This is a genomic window from Pseudomonas multiresinivorans (genome assembly GCF_012971725.1).
In the GTDB taxonomy this organism is placed as follows: domain Bacteria; phylum Pseudomonadota; class Gammaproteobacteria; order Pseudomonadales; family Pseudomonadaceae; genus Pseudomonas; species Pseudomonas multiresinivorans.
The window spans coordinates 4,812,641-4,828,166 of sequence record NZ_CP048833.1; the positions used below are offsets into that span (position 1 = coordinate 4,812,641).

Genomic DNA, 15,526 nt, shown 5'->3' on the forward strand with positions numbered 1-15,526 from the left:
GCGAACAGGTTTTCCCGCGCGACTTCGGAGTCAATCGGTTCGCGAGCAAGCTCGCTCCTACAAAGACCGCCGTTTCGGCTCAGGCCACTTCGCCAGGTGCGGCATGCTCGCGGCAGATCAGTTCGCCTTCGTGCGCGCCCAGCTGTTCCCCCGTCAGCCCGCAGAGTGCGCCGTCATCCCGTTTCTGGTGGAAACGACAGGTGCGGCACAGGCCGAACCCCGGCACGTTCTCCTGGCGTTGCACGGTCGCCAGCAACTCCCGCAGCAACTCGACCAGCAGCTCGCTGCGCTCCCCCAGCGTCTCCTCGGCGCGACGCAAGAAAGCCGGCGGCACCAGGGCATCGATCAGCCCCCTGCCCTCCCGAGTCAGCTCCAGGTGCACGCTACGGCGATCCTGGGCATCCGGGCGTTTCTCGATCAAACCCTTGGCCTCCAGCGCCTTGAGCGACTGGGACACCGTGCCCTTGGTCAGCCCGAGGAAATCCGTCACCCCCAGCGGAGTATTCGAATAGCGGTTGCAGCGCGCCAGGTAATTGAGCGCGCTCAACTGGATCGGCTGCAGATCCGCCATCAGCGGCTGCTCGCGGGCCCAGGCGCGCATCAGGCTGGCGATGCGTTCGAGGTAGTCGTACAGGGTCGTATCGGTCATGGGCTAATCCTCCCGATAGATAGTATCGATCAAAAACCAGTTTGACAGAAGGTCAATTTCGCTTGCAGACTGAAATGGTATCGAATCGATACATAACTGATCAGGAGAAGGATCATGAACAAAGCCGTTTACTACCATGCCGGTTGCCCTGTCTGCGTCGAAGCCGAGCGGGCACTGTTGCCGTTGCTGAACCGCGAAGTCGAAGTCGTGCACCTGGGCGAGCAGTCGCCGCGCGTGGCCGAAGCCGAGGCAGCTGGAGTGAAATCGGTGCCTGCGCTGGTCATCGATGGGCAGGTGCTGCACCTGAACTTCGGCGCAGCCTTGGCCGACCTGCAGTAAGGCCCGGCGAGATGAGCGACTACCAGCCGTTGCATTGCGATCTCCATGACTACCTGGAAATCGCCTGCCTCTACCGCTACTGGCTGCGTATCGAGTTGCGTGATGGCCTGGCGTTCGACGCCCAGGCCTTCACCACGCACACGCGGCGAACAGCGGACGGATCGCTGGAGGAGTATCTGGAAGTGCGAGTGGACGATGCCAGCCGGGAGTTCCGGCTGGACCGTCTGCACGCCATCACGCCGATGTCGGCGCAGGCGCTGTTCGGCAGGGTGATGTTGGGTCCGGCCTGAAACCGGGCCACCGGGACATCACCACATGAGGTCGTCGGGCACCACGTAATCCTTGTACGGATCGTCCTCGTCCGGCTCGCCACTGGGCTCGCTGAGGACGATGATGCGGCGCTCGTCGCGTTCCTGGATGCGCAGCGCGGCATCGCGCGGAACGATCTCATAGCGACCGTCGTAGCTGACGATGGCCAGGCTGCCACGGCTGAGCTTGTCGCGGATCAGGTCGTTGACCGCGATGCGCTTGACCTTCTTGTTGTCGACGAAGTTGTAGTAGTCGTCCGACTCCAGCTTCGGCAGGCGCGTGCCCTCGATCAACTGCTTGATCTGCGCAGCCTTGGCCTTCTTCTCGGATTTCTCCTGCTGCTGGCGGTTCAGCTCGGCATCACGGGCCTGCTTCTCGGCCTGGGCCTGCAGGGCCGCCTGGCGCTGGCTGTCGTCCTTGGCTACCTGGTTCTTGTGCTCCAGGCGCTGCTGCTTCTGTTTCTGCTTGCCGGCCTGCTTGGCCTGCTTCTCGTTGACCAGCCCGGCTTTCAGCAACTGATCACGCAATGACATGCTCATGAATCAAGGCTCTCCAACAGCCCAATTGATGCCGGACAAATCCCAGACCAACGCATAGGTGCTGCGGGACTGTCCTCAGGGGGTATAATCCTCGGGCCTGTGCCAGCGCAGCGCAAGTGCCTGGCTCGAATTCACTCATCTGGAGCGGACTCGTTACCTCCATGCTGAAGCTCATCGTTCTCGCGATACTGGCCATTTTCCTCATCGCCATTCTCTACGTACACCTGCGCGGCAAGGTGCGTCTGCCCTTCCTCCGCCAGGTGGTGAACCACTCGGCCTGGTTCGCTCCCTACAACTCGCTGATGTACCTGAACTCCAGCGTACCGTCCAAGCCCTACCTGGACCGCGAGCGCTTCCCCGAGCTCGACAAGCTGCGCGACAACTGGCAGATGATCCGCGAGGAAGCCGAGAAGCTGTTCGACGAGGGCTACATCCGCGATGCCCTGAACAACAACGAAGCCGGCTTCGGCTCGTTCTTCAAGAAGGGCTGGACCCGTTTCTACCTGACCTGGTACGACGGCCCGCTGCCCTCGGCGCAGCAGCTGTGTCCCAAGACCGTGGAGCTGGTGAGCAGCATTCCCAACGTCAAGGGCGCGATGTTCACCCGCCTGCCGCCGCGCAGCCACCTGAACAAGCACCGCGACCCCTACGGCGGCTCGCTGCGCTACCACCTGGGCCTGGCCACGCCGAACTCCGACGAGTGCCGCATCTTCGTCGACGGCCAGCCCTACGCCTGGCGCGACGGCCAGGACGTGATGTTCGACGAGACCTTCGTCCACTGGGTGAAGAACGAGACGGACGAATCGCGCCTGATCCTCTTCTGCGACATCGAGCGCCCGCTCAAGTCACCACTGCTGACCCGCATCAACCGTCGCGTCAGTGCCTTCCTCGGCCGCGCCACAGCGCCGCAGAACGTCGAGGGCGAGCGCGTCGGCGGGATCAACCAGGCCTACTCGGTACTGATTCGCCTCGGCGATGCAGTGGGCAGCAAGGTGAAGGTGTTCAAGCGCGCCTATCCCAAGGCCTACCGCATCGGCCGGCCGGTGCTGGCAGTGGTGCTGCTGGTGCTGATCCTGCGTTGGCTGTTCGGCTGACGGACCACGCCCGGTGCGTTGAGAGTTCCTTGTAGGAGCGAGCTTGCTCGCGAACAGATTTTCCGGCCTCGGGCCGTCAAGCGGTTCGCGAGCAAGAACTAGGCGTCCCCCTCGCTCCTACCAATAGCAAAAGCCCCGCAAATGCGGGGCTTTTCGTGGGCGCCAATTCAACGGTGGCAATACTTATCCACAGCTGAGCGGGTTCTTCTCGTCGCGCTTGGCGGCGCCCCACAGCTCGTCCATCTCTTCCAGGTTGCTGTCTTCCAGCGTACGTCCCTGATCGCGCAGGGCGGTCTCGATATAGCGGAAGCGGCGTTCGAACTTGGCATTGGCAGCGCGCAGGGCGGTTTCCGGGTCGACCTTGAGCTTGCGCGCCAGGTTGACTACCACGAACAGCAGGTCGCCCACCTCCTCCGCCTGGCCCTCGGTGTCGCCGCCGGCCATGGCTTCGAGTACCTCGTCCAGCTCCTCACGAACCTTGTCCACCACCGGCAGCGCGTCGGCCCAGTCGAAGCCGACCTGGGAGGCGCGCTTCTGCAGCTTGGCAGCGCGGCTCAACGCTGGCAGCGCGTTGGGTACGTCGTCCAGCAGCGACAACTGCACCGGTTCGGCGGCCTTGGCGGCACGCTCCTCGGCCTTGAGCTCTTCCCAACGCTGCTTGACGGCCGCTTCCTCCAGCTTCGCCGGGTCCGGCTCGCCGTAGAGGTCGCCATCAGGGAAGACGTGGGGATGGCGGCGAATCAGCTTGGTGGTAATGCCGTCGACCACCGCGTCGAACTCGAAGCGGCCCTCTTCCCGAGCCAGCTGCGCGTAGTAAACGACCTGGAACAGCAGGTCGCCGAGCTCCTCGCGCAGGTGATCGAAGTCGCCGCGCTCGATGGCATCGGCGACCTCGTAGGCTTCCTCGAGGGTGTAGGGGACGATGGTCGCGTAGCTCTGCTTGAGGTCCCAGGGGCAACCGTGCTGCGGGTCGCGCAGCCGGGCCATCAGGTACAGCAGGTCTTCGAGCTTATGCATCCTTGGCACCCGCGCGGTCGCGCCGCGCCTCGATGATGTTGGGCAACTGGGAGATGCGCGCCAGCAGGCGGCCCAGCGAATCGAGACCGGGGATCTCGATGGTCAGGCGCATGATCGCGGTGTTGTCTTCCTTGTCCGAACGGGTGTTCACCGCCAGCACGTTGATGCGCTCGTTGAGCAACATCTGCGAGACGTCGCGCAGCAGGCCGGAACGGTCGTAGGCGCGGATGACGATATCCACCGGATAGGTGCTGACCGGCACCGGCCCCCAGCTGACCTGGATGATCCGCTCCGGCTCGCGCCCGGCCAGTTGCAGCGCGGTGGCGCAGTCCTGGCGGTGGATGGTCACGCCGCGGCCGAGGGTGATGTAGCCGACGATCGGGTCGCCCGGCAGCGGCTGGCAGCAGCCGGCCATCTGCGTGAGCAGGTTGCCGACGCCCTGGATCTGGATGTCGCCGCGCTTGCCGTGACCGATCTTGCTCGGTTTGCGCGGGATAAGCTCGAGCTGCTCGGTACCGCGCTCGGGCTCGACCAGCTGCTGCGCATAGTTGACCACGTGGGCCAGGCGCAGATCGCCGGCGCCCAGCGCGGCGAACAGGTCTTCGCCGGTCTTGTAGTTGGCCTTCTCGGCGAGCTTCTCGAAGTCCACCGGCGGCAGCGCCAGGCGGCCGAGTTCGCGTTCGAGCATGGCCTTGCCGGCGGCGACGTTCTGGTCGCGCGCCTGCAACTTGAACCAGTGGACGATCTTCGCCCGCGCTCGCGAGGTAGTGACGTAGCCCAGGTTCTGGTTCAGCCAGTCACGGCTCGGCCCGCTCTGCTTGCCGGTGATGATTTCCACCTGCTCGCCGGTCTGCAGGCTGTAGTTCAGCGGCACGATGCGGCCGTTGATCTTGGCGCCGCGGCAGTTGTGGCCGACCTCGGTATGCACGCGGTAGGCGAAGTCCAGCGGCGTCGAGCCCTTGGGCAGGTCGATGGCGTGGCCATCGGGAGTGAAGACGTAGACCCGGTCGGGCTCGATATCCACCCGCAGCTGTTCGGCCAGGCCGCCGATGTCGCCCAGTTCCTCGTGCCACTCGAGCACCTGGCGCAGCCAGGAAATCTTCTCTTCGTAGTGATTGGAACTGGCCTTGACGTCGGTGCCCTTGTAGCGCCAGTGCGCACAGACGCCCAGTTCGGCTTCCTCGTGCATGGCGTGGGTGCGAATCTGCACTTCCAGCACCTTGCCCTCGGGGCCGATCACCGCGGTATGCAGTGAGCGATAGCCGTTTTCCTTGGGGTTGGCGATGTAGTCGTCGAATTCCTTGGGGATGTGCCGCCACAGGGTGTGCACGATGCCCAGCGCGGTGTAGCAGTCGCGCATTTCCGGCACCAGCACGCGCACGGCGCGCACGTCGTAGATCTGGCTGAAGTCCAGGCCTTTGCGCTGCATCTTCCGCCAGATGGAGTAGATATGCTTGGCGCGGCCGGACAGGTCGGCCTTGATGCCGGTGGCCGCCAGAGCTTCCTTGAGCTGGCCCATGACGGTAGCGATGTACTGCTCGCGGTCCAGCCGGCGCTCGTGCAGCAGCTTGGCGATCTGCTTGTACTGGTCGGGTTCCAGGTAGCGGAAGGACAGGTCCTCCAGCTCCCACTTGATGTGGCCGATGCCGAGGCGGTGGGCCAGCGGGGCGTAGATGTCGAACACCTCGCGGGCGACGCGCATGCGCTTCTCTTCGTCGCCGTTCTTCACCGCACGGATCGCGCAGGTGCGCTCGGCCAGCTTGATCAGCGCGACGCGCACGTCGTCGACCATGGCCACCAGCATCTTGCGCAGGTTCTCGATCTGCGCCTGGGTGCCGAGCACCAGCGACTGCCGAGGGCTGAGGCTGGTACTGATCGCGGCCATGCGCAGCACGCCTTCGATCAGCTTGGCGACGACAGGGCCGAAGCGCTGCGCCACGTCTTCGAGCTTGACCTTGCCCTCGCGCACGCCACGGTAGATCACCGCGGCGACCAGGGACTCCTGGTCGAGCTTCAGGTCCGCCAGGATCTCGGCGATCTCCAGTCCCGTCTGGAAACTGGAAGTGCCATCCGCCCAGGAGTTGTCAGCCGTGCTGACAGCCCTGTCTTCCACCTCGCGAGCGAACTCGCAGGCTTCCAGCAGGACCTGGCGATCCAGGCCCGGGACCAGGGTCTGGACATGGTCCAGCCAGGCCTCGAGATTGATGCTGCCGTCCGTGTTGACCGGCTGATGCGCTCTCACCTGTACCATCGTGTCTACCCTTCCCCACGGTGCGCCACAACACACCGCTCACTGCGCCGGCCTTTCTTCTTGCTTGAGCCGGTCGGATTGCGCAGGCCTTCCTAGCCTGCCTCGAACAAAGCCATGGCCTCGACATGGGCCGTCTGCGGGAACATGTCGAGGATGCCGGCGCGCTTCAGGCGATAGCCCTGTCGGGCCAGTTCGCCAGCGTCGCGCGCCAGGGTCGCCGGGTTGCAGGACACATAGAGTACCCGCTCCGCGCCCAGTGAACGCATCTGCCGCGCCGGCTCGAAGGCTCCGTCACGCGGAGGGTCGAGCAGCACGGCGGTGAAATCCTCCGCCGCCCAGGGGGCGTCGGCAAGCGGTTTCGTCAGGTCCGCCTGATGGAACCGGGTGTTGGCCAGTCCGTTGGCATGGGCATTGGCAGCAGCGCGCTCGACCATGGTCTGCACACCTTCCACGCCCACTACTTCGCGCACCTGGCGCGCCAGCGGCAGGGCGAAGTTGCCCAGGCCGCAGAACAGGTCCAGCACGCGCTCGTCGCTGCCGGGCTTCAGCCAGTCCAGCGCCTGGGCGACCATCGCCTCGTTCACCGGCTCGTTCACCTGAACGAAGTCGCCGGGCCGGTAGGCCAGGGTCAGATTCCAGGCTTCGAGCCGGAAGCCGAGCTCGCGGTTCCCGCTGTTTTCTGCGCCGCTGGAACAAAGCGTCGGCTCGCCGTCGCCCTGCAACCACAGTTGCACATCCCGTGCCGAACAGAATTCCAGCAGTCGCGCGCGATCGCTATCGGACAAAGGTTCGATATGCCGTAGCAGCAGCGCGCTGGAAGTGCCATGGAACAGCTCGACATGGCCCAGCGACTGCGGCTTGGCAAAGCCGCGCAGCAGCTCCGGCAGCTCGCGGGCGAGGACCTGCAGCTCGGGCACCAGCACCAGGCAATCGTCGAAGGCGACGATGGCCTGGCTGGCGGCGGCGCGGAAGCCGACGTCCAGGCGCTTCGCCTTGACGTCCCAGCGCACGGCAAGGCGAGCGCGGCGACGGTAGCCGAATTCCGGCCCGACCAGCGGCGCGGCCCACTCTTGCGGAACCAGGCCGGAGAAGCGCTCCAGCTGCTCGGCCAGGGTGCGCTGCTTGAGCGCCAGCTGATCGGCGTGGGACAGGTGCTGCAGGCTGCAGCCGCCACAGGTGCCAGCCACCGGGCAAGGCTCGGCGCGGCGGTTGGCGGCGGCGGTGAGGATACGTTCGCTGCGCGCGTCGACGATTTGCGCACGGGCGGACAGCACGCGGGCCTCCACCGACTCGCCCGGCAGGGCGTTGTCGACGAACCAGGTGCGCCCATCGATGTGGGCAATGCCACGGCCGTCATGGGCCAGGCGCTCGATACTCAGGCGCTGCTTCTTGCCCACGGGTACCGCAGGGCTGCGGGCGCCGCCGCTGGGCTGGAAGCGCAGGCCGGATCTCTGTTTGGCCATGTCAGTTGGCGTCGAACACGCCCGAGGACAGGTAACGGTCGCCACGGTCGCAGATGATCGCCACCAGGGTCGCGTTTTCCAGTTCACTCGAGAGGCGCAACATGGCCGCCACCGCACCGCCGGAAGACACGCCGCAGAAGATGCCCTCTTCGCGAGCCAGGCGACGCATCACGTCCTCGGCTTCGGTTTGCTGCATGTCGACGACGCGGTCGACGCGGGTGGCGTCGAAGATCTTCGGCAGGTATTCCTGCGGCCAGCGGCGGATGCCGGGGATGGCCGAGCCTTCCATTGGCTGCAGGCCGACGATCTGCACGTTGGGGTTCTGCTCCTTGAGGTAGCGCGACACGCCCATGATGGTGCCGGTGGTGCCCATGGAGCTGACGAAATGGGTGATCTCACCGCCGGTCTGCTGCCAGATTTCCGGGCCGGTGGAGTGGTAGTGGGCGATCGGGTTGTCGCCGTTGGCGAACTGGTCGAGCACCTTCCCCTGCCCTTCGCGCGCCATCTGGTCGGCGAGGTCGCGGGCGCCTTCCATGCCCTGCTCCTTGGTCACCAGGATCAGCTCGGCGCCATAGGCGGTCATCGCGGCCTTGCGCTCGGCGGTGGAGTTGTCGGGCATGATCAGGATCATGCGGTAACCCTTGATCGCCGCGGCCATCGCCAGGGCGATGCCGGTGTTGCCGGAAGTGGCCTCGATCAGCGTGTCGCCGGGCTTGATGTCGCCGCGCAGCTCGGCACGGGTGATCATCGACAGCGCCGGGCGATCCTTCACCGAACCTGCGGGGTTGTTGCCCTCGAGTTTCACCAGCAGGGTGTTGGAGGTTTCCCCGGCCAGGCGCTGCAGGCGCACCAGCGGGGTATTGCCGACGCAATCGGCGATAGTCGGGTACTGCACGGTCATGGAGGCACTCGGATCTGGAACAGGGCGCCCTATGATACCGGCAAAAGACGCCCTGCCATACGAAACTTCCTAACAAGCCGTGTTCGGGGTCCGAGGCGCGCCTCAGGCCGCCGCCGCATCCGGCAGGCACAGGTGAACGCGCAGACCAGCGTCGGCGCAATCCGCCCAGAGCTCGCCACCCTGCATGCGCAGCGAGCTGCGGGCGATGCTCAGGCCCAGGCCGAAACCTTCGCCGGTGCGAGCGTCGGAGAGCCGGGTGAAGGGCAGGAAGATACGCTCCAGGTCGCTTTCCGCCACGCCCGGGCCATCGTCCTCCAGCCACAGGTGCCAGCCGCTCGGTTCGCGCCGGCCACTCAAGCGAATACGACCCTCCGCCGGGGAGTGGCGGATGGCATTGCGCAACAGATTTTCCAGCGCCTGGGCCAGCCCGTTCAGATGGCCGCGCACGCGACAGTCCGCCGGCACCTGATAAAGGAAGCGCTCCGAACTCCAGCCCGCCTCGAAACGCGCGTCGTCCACCAGCAGGTCCCACAGCGAACGCAGGTCGATCTCTTCCAGTTCCACGCGCGGGCGCTCGGTATCCAGCCAGGCCAGCTCCAGGGTGTCGGCGACCAGTCGCTGCATCACTTCCACCTCACGCTCCACGCGCTGACGCAGCGCGGTTTCGCTGATCGGACTGTCCCCTGCCACGCGCAGGCGGCTCAGCGGCGTGCGCAGTTCGTGAGACAGGTCGCGCAACAGTTGGCGCTGCAGGCTGACATGGCCGCGCAGGCGCTCAGCCATGTGGTCCAGCGCGCGGCCCAGCTCGCCCAGCTCATCGCGGCGGGTGACGAGTTCGGGGCCGGCGACCGAGCCCAGGTTATCCGCCTGCAAGGAATTGGCGTGCTCGCGCAGACGCCCCAGCGGGCGTACCAGGCGCCGGTAGATCAGCCCACAGAGCAGCAGCGCGAGGATCGCCGGCACCAGCGCATGGGTGATGGACTGGCGCAGGAAACTCAGGCCGCCGGGGAGGAAGCGCTGCGGCAGTTGCAGCACCAGGCGGCCGGCAGCCGGGTCGTCGGGAAACGGGATGCCGATGTAGGGCAGGTTGACCGAGCGCGAGCTTACCGGCCAGTCCAGCCCGCGCTGGAAGGTCAGGTGCGCCACATCGGCCATGGGCAGCGGCTGCGTGCCCAGCGACTGCAGGCGACCGTCCACCACCACCATCCACACCGGCTCGCGCTGCCTCATCCCCTCCAGCCAGCTGTCGACGCCCGCCGCCCCGCCGGTACGCCAGGCCTGCTGTGCCTCTTCGGCATAGCCACCCAGGACATGCCGCGCATCCTCGGAGAGGTTGTAACTGTCGCGCTCCATCTGCTTGCCCCAGTTCCAGGACAGCCAGATCACCGACAGGCACAGCACTACCAGGGCAAAGGCAAGCTTCCAGAACAGCGAGTGGCGGCCGGGCATGTCAGTCCTCGGTCTCGGCGAAGACGTAGCCTTTGCCCCACACGGTGTGCAACTGGTGGCGGACGTAGCCTATGGCCTGAAGCTTGCGGCGCAGGTGGCTGACGTGCATGTCCAGGCTGCGGTCGTGGGCGGTGAAGGCGCGGTGCAGCACGTGCTGATAAAGGAAGGGTTTGCTGAGAGTCTCGCCCTGGCTGCCCAGGAAGGTCTCCAGCAGGCGGTACTCGGTGCCGGTCAGACCGGCCCACTGGCCATCCAGCCCGACATCATCCTTCTGCGGGTCCATCTGCAGGCCGGTGACCGTACTGCCGAGGGACTGGCTGCCGCGCTCCAGCGCGACGCGGCGCAGCACTGCATCCACGCGCACGCTCAGCTCGGCGAGGCTGAAGGGCTTGGGCAGGTAATCGTCGGCGCCCTGGGAGAAGCCGGCGATGCGGTCCTGCTCGGCACCCAGGGCGGACATCAGGATCACCGGCACCGCGCGCTCGCGACGCAGCGTACGAAGGATATCCAGGCCACTGGTGCCGGGCAGCATGATGTCCATCAGCACCAGGTCGTAGTCGCCGCCGCGCGCCTGGGCCAGGCCCTCGTCACCATCCAGGCACCAGGTGACCTCGAAGCCGCGCTCGCTCAAGTGGGAGGACAGGTGGGCGCCCAGGGTCGGGTCGTCCTCGATGGTCAACAGGCGCAGGCCGGACGAAGCAATGGCATTCATATAAAATAAGAGTGATTAGCAATTGCGTGAAGTATTCACGATTCCGCGTCGTCTCGGCAAGGCAAAGGGCTTCCGAGCAGGGTCCGAACCGCTACACTGCCGGGGATAAACGCATCGGAGGAAGCGCGTGTTCAAGGATCTCGGCATCAAGGGACGGGTACTGCTGCTCACCCTGCTGCCCACCAGCCTGCTGGCGCTGGTGCTGGGCGGCTATTTCACCTGGGTGCAGCTGGCGGACATGCACGCCCAGTTGATCGAGCGCGGGCAGCTGATCGCCGAGCAACTGGCGCCGCTGTCGGCCCCGGCCATGGCCCACCACAACAACGAGCTGCTCGAACGCATCGCCAACGAAGCGCTGGATCAGCCCGACGTACGCGCCGTGACCTTCCTCAACCCGGACCGGGAAAGACTGGTCCACGCCGGGCCCAGCATCCTAACCCCCATTCCCTCGGGCGACGGCTCGCACCTGAGCATGTCCAGCAACCTGGACACCACCCACTTCCTCCTGCCGGTGCTGGGCAAGCACCGCAGCCTCTCCGGCGACCCCGACGATGACGCCGAGAAGCTGCTGGGCTGGGTGGAACTGGAGCTGTCGCACCATGGCACCCTGCTGCGCGGCTACCGCAGCCTGTTCACCAGCCTGCTGCTGATCGGCGCCGGGCTTGCCGTCACTGCCCTGCTCGCCCTGCGCATGAGCCGCGCGATCAATGCGCCGCTGGGGCAGATCGCCCAGGGCGTCGCCCAGCTCAAGGAAGGCCGCCTGGAAACCCGCCTGCCCGCCCTGGGCAGCCACGAACTGGATGAGCTGGCCGGCGGCATCAACCGCATGGCCGAGGCGCTGCAGAGCGCCCAGGAAGAGATGCAGCACAACATCGACCAGGCCACCGAGGACGTCCGGCAGAACCTGGAGACCATTGAGATCCAGAACATCGAACTGGACCTGGCGCGCAAGGAAGCCCTGGAGGCGAGCCGGATCAAGTCCGAGTTCCTCGCCAACATGAGCCACGAGATCCGCACCCCGCTCAACGGCATCCTCGGCTTCACCAACCTGCTGCAGAAAAGCGAGATGACCACGCGCCAGCAGGACTACCTGGGCACCATCCACAAGTCTGCCGAAAGCCTGCTGGGGATCATCAACGAGATCCTCGACTTCTCGAAGATCGAGGCCGGCAAGCTGGTGCTGGAGAACATCCCGTTCAACCTGCGCGAGCTGATCCAGGACACCCTGACCATCCTCGCCCCCGCCGCCCACGAGAAGCACCTGGAGCTGGTCAGCCTGATCTACCGCGACACCCCACTGCAGCTGGTGGGCGACCCGCAGCGCCTGAAGCAGGTGCTGACCAACCTGGTGAGCAACGCCATCAAGTTCACCCACGACGGCAGCATCGCCGTGCGCGCCATGCTCGAGGACGAAAGCGACGACCGCGTGCAACTGCGCATCAGCGTGCAGGACACCGGCGTGGGGCTGACCGACGCCGACCTGCGCGCGTTGTTCCAGGCCTTCAGCCAGGCCGACAACTCGCTCTCGCGCCAGGCCGGCGGCACCGGCCTGGGGCTGGTGATCTCCAGGCGCCTGATCGAGCAGATGGGCGGCGAGATCGGCGTGGAAAGCAGCGCCGGCGACGGTTCGGAATTCTGGATCAGCCTCAACCTGCCCAAGGCCCGCGACGACGGCGACGACCTGCCGCCCGCCATGGCCGGTGGCCTACGCGTGGCGCTGTACGAGCCCCATGAACTGACCCGCACCGCGCTGCACCACCAGTTGGAGGACTGCGGCCTGGAAGTGACCGAGTTTCCCGACCTCGCCACGCTGGAAAAGGCGCTGCTGGCCGAGCCGTCGGACAAGGCGCCGATCACCCTGGCGCTGCTGGGCGTAACCGCCGCCGAACACCCGCCCGAGGCGCTGCGCCAGTCCATCCGCGAGCTGGAACAGCATGGCTGCAAGAGCCTGGTGCTATGCCCGACCATCGAGCAGGCGCACTACAACGACGTGCTGCCCGACGCCCAGGTGCAGAGCAAACCCGCCTGCACGCGCAAGCTGCAACAGGCGATGAACGAACTGCTGCACCTCCGCCCCCTGCGCAAGGACAAATCGGCCAACGGCCGGCTCGAGCGCACCCCGCACCTGCTCTGCGTCGATGACAACCCGGCCAACCTGTTGCTGGTGAAGACCCTGCTGACCGACATGGGCGCAGAAGTGACTGCCGTGGACAGCGGCCTCGCCGCCGTCGAGGCCGTGCAGCGCGAGCGCTTCGACCTGGTCTTCATGGACGTGCAGATGCCGATCATGGACGGCCGCCAGGCCACCGAGGCGATCCGCCAGTGGGAAGGCGACCGCGAGGTCAGCCCGGTACCGATCATCGCCCTCACCGCCCATGCCCTCGCGAACGAGAAACGCGCCCTGCTGCAGGGCGGCATGGACGACTACCTGACCAAGCCGATCGACGAGCGCCAACTGGTCCAGGTGATCCTCAAGTGGACCGGCCTGGCGCTGGGCGAGCCACGTGACGAACGCCCGCGCCACGCCGAATCCAAGCTCGACGGGCTCAGCGTCCTGGACCCGGAGGAAGGCCTGCGCCTGGCCGCCGGCAAACCGGAACTGGCCGCCGACATGCTCGGCATGCTGCTCGCCTCGCTGTCCACCGACCGCCAGGTGATTCGCCAGGCCCGCGAGCGCAACGACCGCAACACCCTGCTCGAGCGCATCCACCGCCTGCACGGCGCCACCCGCTACTGCGGCGTGCCGATGCTGCGCGCCGCCTGCCAGCGCGCCGAAACCCTGCTCAAGCAGAACGAACCGGACGCCCCCGCCGCGCTGGATGAGCTCGACATGGCCATGGCCGAACTGGCACAAGCGACCGAGGGCCACCTGGAAGCAGAGGCCGGCCAGCCGCACTGAGGACGGAGTCCAAGCGATGCGCATCATCCTGTTCAGCAACCAGACCTACGACCGCGACAGCTTCCTCGCCGCCAACCACGGCCACGGCTTCGAGCTGCACTTCCAGCAGACCCAGCTGCGCCTGGACACCGTCGCCCTGGCCATGGGCTTCGAGGTGGTCTGCCCCTTCGTCAACGACGACCTGTCGCGCCCAGTGCTCGAACACCTGGCCGCCGGCGGCACGAAACTGATCGCCCTGCGCTCGGCCGGCTACAACCATGTCGACCTGGCCGCCGCCCACGCGCTGGGGCTGGCCGTAGTGCGCGTACCGGCCTATTCGCCCCACGCCGTGGCTGAACATGGCGTGGGATTGGTCCTAGCGCTATGTCGGCACCTGCACCGCGCGTACAACCGTACCCGCGAAGGCGACTTCTCCCTGCATGGCCTGACCGGCTTCGACCTGCATGGGCGCACTGTGGGCGTGATCGGCAGCGGGCAGATCGGCGAGGTCTTCGCCCGCATCATGAGCGGCTTCGGCTGCCACATCCTGGCCTACGACCCCTATCCCAACCGCGCCATCGAGGCCCTGGGCGGGCGTTTCGTCGAGCTGGACGAACTGCTCGCGCAGTCCGACATCATCAGCCTGCACTGCCCGCTCAACGACGCCACCAAACACCTGATCAATGCCCAGAGCCTCGCGCGCATGAAGCGCGGCTCCATGCTGATCAACACCGGCCGCGGCGCGCTGGTGGACACCCCAGCGCTGATCGAGGCACTGAAAAGCGGCCAGCTCGGCTACCTCGGCCTGGACGTCTATGAAGAGGAAGCCGACATCTTCTTCGCCGACCGCTCCGACCAGCCGCTGCAGGACGATGTGTTGGCGCGCCTGCTGACCTTCCCCAACGTGATCATCACCGCGCACCAGGCCTTCCTGACCCGTGAAGCCCTGGCCGGGATCGCCCAGACCACCCTGTCCAACATCGCCGCCTGGCAGGCGGGCCGGCCGGTCAATCTGGTCGAAGGTTGATCAGTTGCCCCTCGCATCCCGGCGCTGCGCCGCCTAGAATGCCGCGCTTTCCCGGAGGACCCATGGCTCAGCACGATTTCCGCTACACCCTGCTCAACCCGCAATTCACCCTCAACGAGTGCCGCGCGCTGACCCCGGGCCGCTACCAGGCCACCGGCATCGGCGGCTCGATCAAGGCCGGCGATACCCTGCTGGTCAGCCTCAAGGGCAGCAAAAGCCTGAGCATGACCCTGGAAGTGGAAAAGGTCCGCCACCTGATCAACCCGCCGGGGCAATGGATGGCCGTGGCCAGGGGGCCGGTATTCCGTGAACTGGGTATCCACGAGTGGACGGTCAATTGCGACGGTTGCGCGGCTACACTGGACTTCGAATTCGCCGTCGATGCCACCCTCGGCAAGGCCGCCCAACAGCCGGCCGCCGAAGCGCGCATCGCCGAACTCGGATGGGCCAAGGCCGGCAAGCGCCACCTTTGCCCGGATTGCCAGAGCAAGGAGACCGCATGAAAACCCTGATCGCCAGCGCTTGCACCGCGCTGGCCCTGGCCGGCTGCGCCAGCAAGCCGGTGCCCGAAGCCGAGCAGAACTACCGCGTGGAATGGATCGGCGAACGCCCGCTGATCGACTACACCCACATCAGCCTGACCCTGGACGGCAACGGCCGCGCCTATGGCAGCGCCGGCTGCAATCACTGGTTCGCCAGCTACACCCTGGAAGGTGACAAGTTGACCTTCGGCCAGCCGGGCGCCACCCGCAAGCTCTGCGCCGACCTGGTGATGGAGCAGGAACAACAGTTCCTCAAGATGCTCGGCCAGGTGCAGCGCTGGGACATCACCGACGAAGGCGAGCTGCGCCTGTGGCCAGCCAGCGGCCGTGCCATGCGCATGTGGCCGGAAGGCTGA

At 66.2% G+C, this 15,526-nt stretch carries 15 protein-coding genes; 7 read left to right on the forward strand and 8 right to left on the reverse strand.

What is annotated here, in order from left to right; genetic code table 11:
• Positions 1-79: 79 nt before the first annotated feature.
• Positions 80-649, reverse strand: coding sequence for a MarR family winged helix-turn-helix transcriptional regulator (locus G4G71_RS21890; protein WP_169940129.1), 570 nt, complete (start codon positions 647-649; stop codon positions 80-82).
• A 114-nt stretch (positions 650-763) separates the two neighbouring features.
• Between G4G71_RS21890 and G4G71_RS21895 the strand changes: the two genes are divergently transcribed.
• Together G4G71_RS21895 and G4G71_RS21900 are read left to right on the forward strand one after the other, a co-directional pair.
• The gene (locus G4G71_RS21895) at positions 764-988 is read left to right on the forward strand and encodes a glutaredoxin family protein (RefSeq protein ID WP_169940131.1); all 225 of its coding nucleotides are present in this window, start codon (positions 764-766) and stop codon (positions 986-988) included.
• Positions 989-999: 11 nt separating this feature from the next.
• A complete protein-coding gene (locus tag G4G71_RS21900) occupies positions 1,000-1,278 on the forward strand; it encodes a Rho-binding antiterminator (protein WP_169940133.1) in 279 nt (92 codons plus the stop codon).
• A gap of 18 nt (positions 1,279-1,296) precedes the next feature.
• Here the strand turns inward: G4G71_RS21900 and G4G71_RS21905 are convergent, their stop codons facing one another.
• The gene (locus G4G71_RS21905; protein ID WP_169940135.1) at positions 1,297-1,836 is read right to left on the reverse strand and encodes a DUF2058 domain-containing protein; all 540 of its coding nucleotides are present in this window, start codon (positions 1,834-1,836) and stop codon (positions 1,297-1,299) included.
• Between the two features lie 161 nt (positions 1,837-1,997).
• Between G4G71_RS21905 and G4G71_RS21910 the strand changes: the two genes are divergently transcribed.
• Positions 1,998-2,930 carry an aspartyl/asparaginyl beta-hydroxylase domain-containing protein gene (locus G4G71_RS21910; protein WP_169940137.1) on the forward strand — a complete coding sequence of 311 codons (933 nt, stop codon included), beginning with the start codon at positions 1,998-2,000 and terminating at the stop codon, positions 2,928-2,930.
• Positions 2,931-3,113: 183 nt separating this feature from the next.
• Here the strand turns inward: G4G71_RS21910 and mazG are convergent, their stop codons facing one another.
• From mazG to G4G71_RS21940, 6 genes are all read right to left on the reverse strand, one after another.
• Entirely contained in the window at positions 3,114-3,947 is an 834-nt protein-coding gene (gene mazG, locus G4G71_RS21915; RefSeq protein ID WP_169940139.1) for a nucleoside triphosphate pyrophosphohydrolase, read from the reverse strand.
• The gene (relA, locus tag G4G71_RS21920) at positions 3,940-6,198 is read right to left on the reverse strand and encodes a GTP diphosphokinase (RefSeq protein ID WP_169940141.1); all 2,259 of its coding nucleotides are present in this window, start codon (positions 6,196-6,198) and stop codon (positions 3,940-3,942) included. The genes mazG and relA overlap by 8 nt, the downstream gene beginning before the upstream one ends.
• A 92-nt stretch (positions 6,199-6,290) precedes the next feature.
• Positions 6,291-7,661 (reverse strand): 23S rRNA (uracil(1939)-C(5))-methyltransferase RlmD, encoded by a 1,371-nt coding sequence (gene rlmD, locus G4G71_RS21925; RefSeq protein ID WP_169940152.1) that lies wholly within the window; start codon positions 7,659-7,661, stop codon positions 6,291-6,293.
• Between the two features lies 1 nt (position 7,662).
• On the reverse strand, positions 7,663-8,562 hold the full coding sequence (cysM, locus tag G4G71_RS21930; protein WP_169940154.1) for a cysteine synthase CysM: 900 nt from the start codon (positions 8,560-8,562) through the stop codon (positions 7,663-7,665).
• Between the two features lie 102 nt (positions 8,563-8,664).
• Positions 8,665-10,011, reverse strand: coding sequence for a HAMP domain-containing sensor histidine kinase (locus G4G71_RS21935; RefSeq protein ID WP_169940156.1), 1,347 nt, complete (start codon positions 10,009-10,011; stop codon positions 8,665-8,667).
• A 1-nt stretch (position 10,012) separates the two neighbouring features.
• The gene (locus tag G4G71_RS21940; RefSeq protein ID WP_169940158.1) at positions 10,013-10,723 is read right to left on the reverse strand and encodes a response regulator transcription factor; all 711 of its coding nucleotides are present in this window, start codon (positions 10,721-10,723) and stop codon (positions 10,013-10,015) included.
• Between the two features lie 127 nt (positions 10,724-10,850).
• Between G4G71_RS21940 and G4G71_RS21945 the strand changes: the two genes are divergently transcribed.
• The 4 genes from G4G71_RS21945 (at position 10,851) to G4G71_RS21960 (ending at position 15,526) form a co-directional block, all read left to right on the forward strand.
• Positions 10,851-13,622 carry a response regulator gene (locus G4G71_RS21945; protein ID WP_169940160.1) on the forward strand — a complete coding sequence of 924 codons (2,772 nt, stop codon included), beginning with the start codon at positions 10,851-10,853 and terminating at the stop codon, positions 13,620-13,622.
• A gap of 16 nt (positions 13,623-13,638) precedes the next feature.
• The gene (locus G4G71_RS21950) at positions 13,639-14,628 is read left to right on the forward strand and encodes a 2-hydroxyacid dehydrogenase (RefSeq protein WP_169940162.1); all 990 of its coding nucleotides are present in this window, start codon (positions 13,639-13,641) and stop codon (positions 14,626-14,628) included.
• A gap of 62 nt (positions 14,629-14,690) precedes the next feature.
• Positions 14,691-15,131, forward strand: coding sequence for a hypothetical protein (locus tag G4G71_RS21955; RefSeq protein ID WP_169940164.1), 441 nt, complete (start codon positions 14,691-14,693; stop codon positions 15,129-15,131).
• Complete coding sequence (locus tag G4G71_RS21960; RefSeq protein WP_169940166.1) at positions 15,128-15,526, forward strand: META domain-containing protein; 399 nt, start codon at positions 15,128-15,130, stop codon at positions 15,524-15,526. Before G4G71_RS21955 ends, G4G71_RS21960 begins: the two co-directional genes overlap by 4 nt.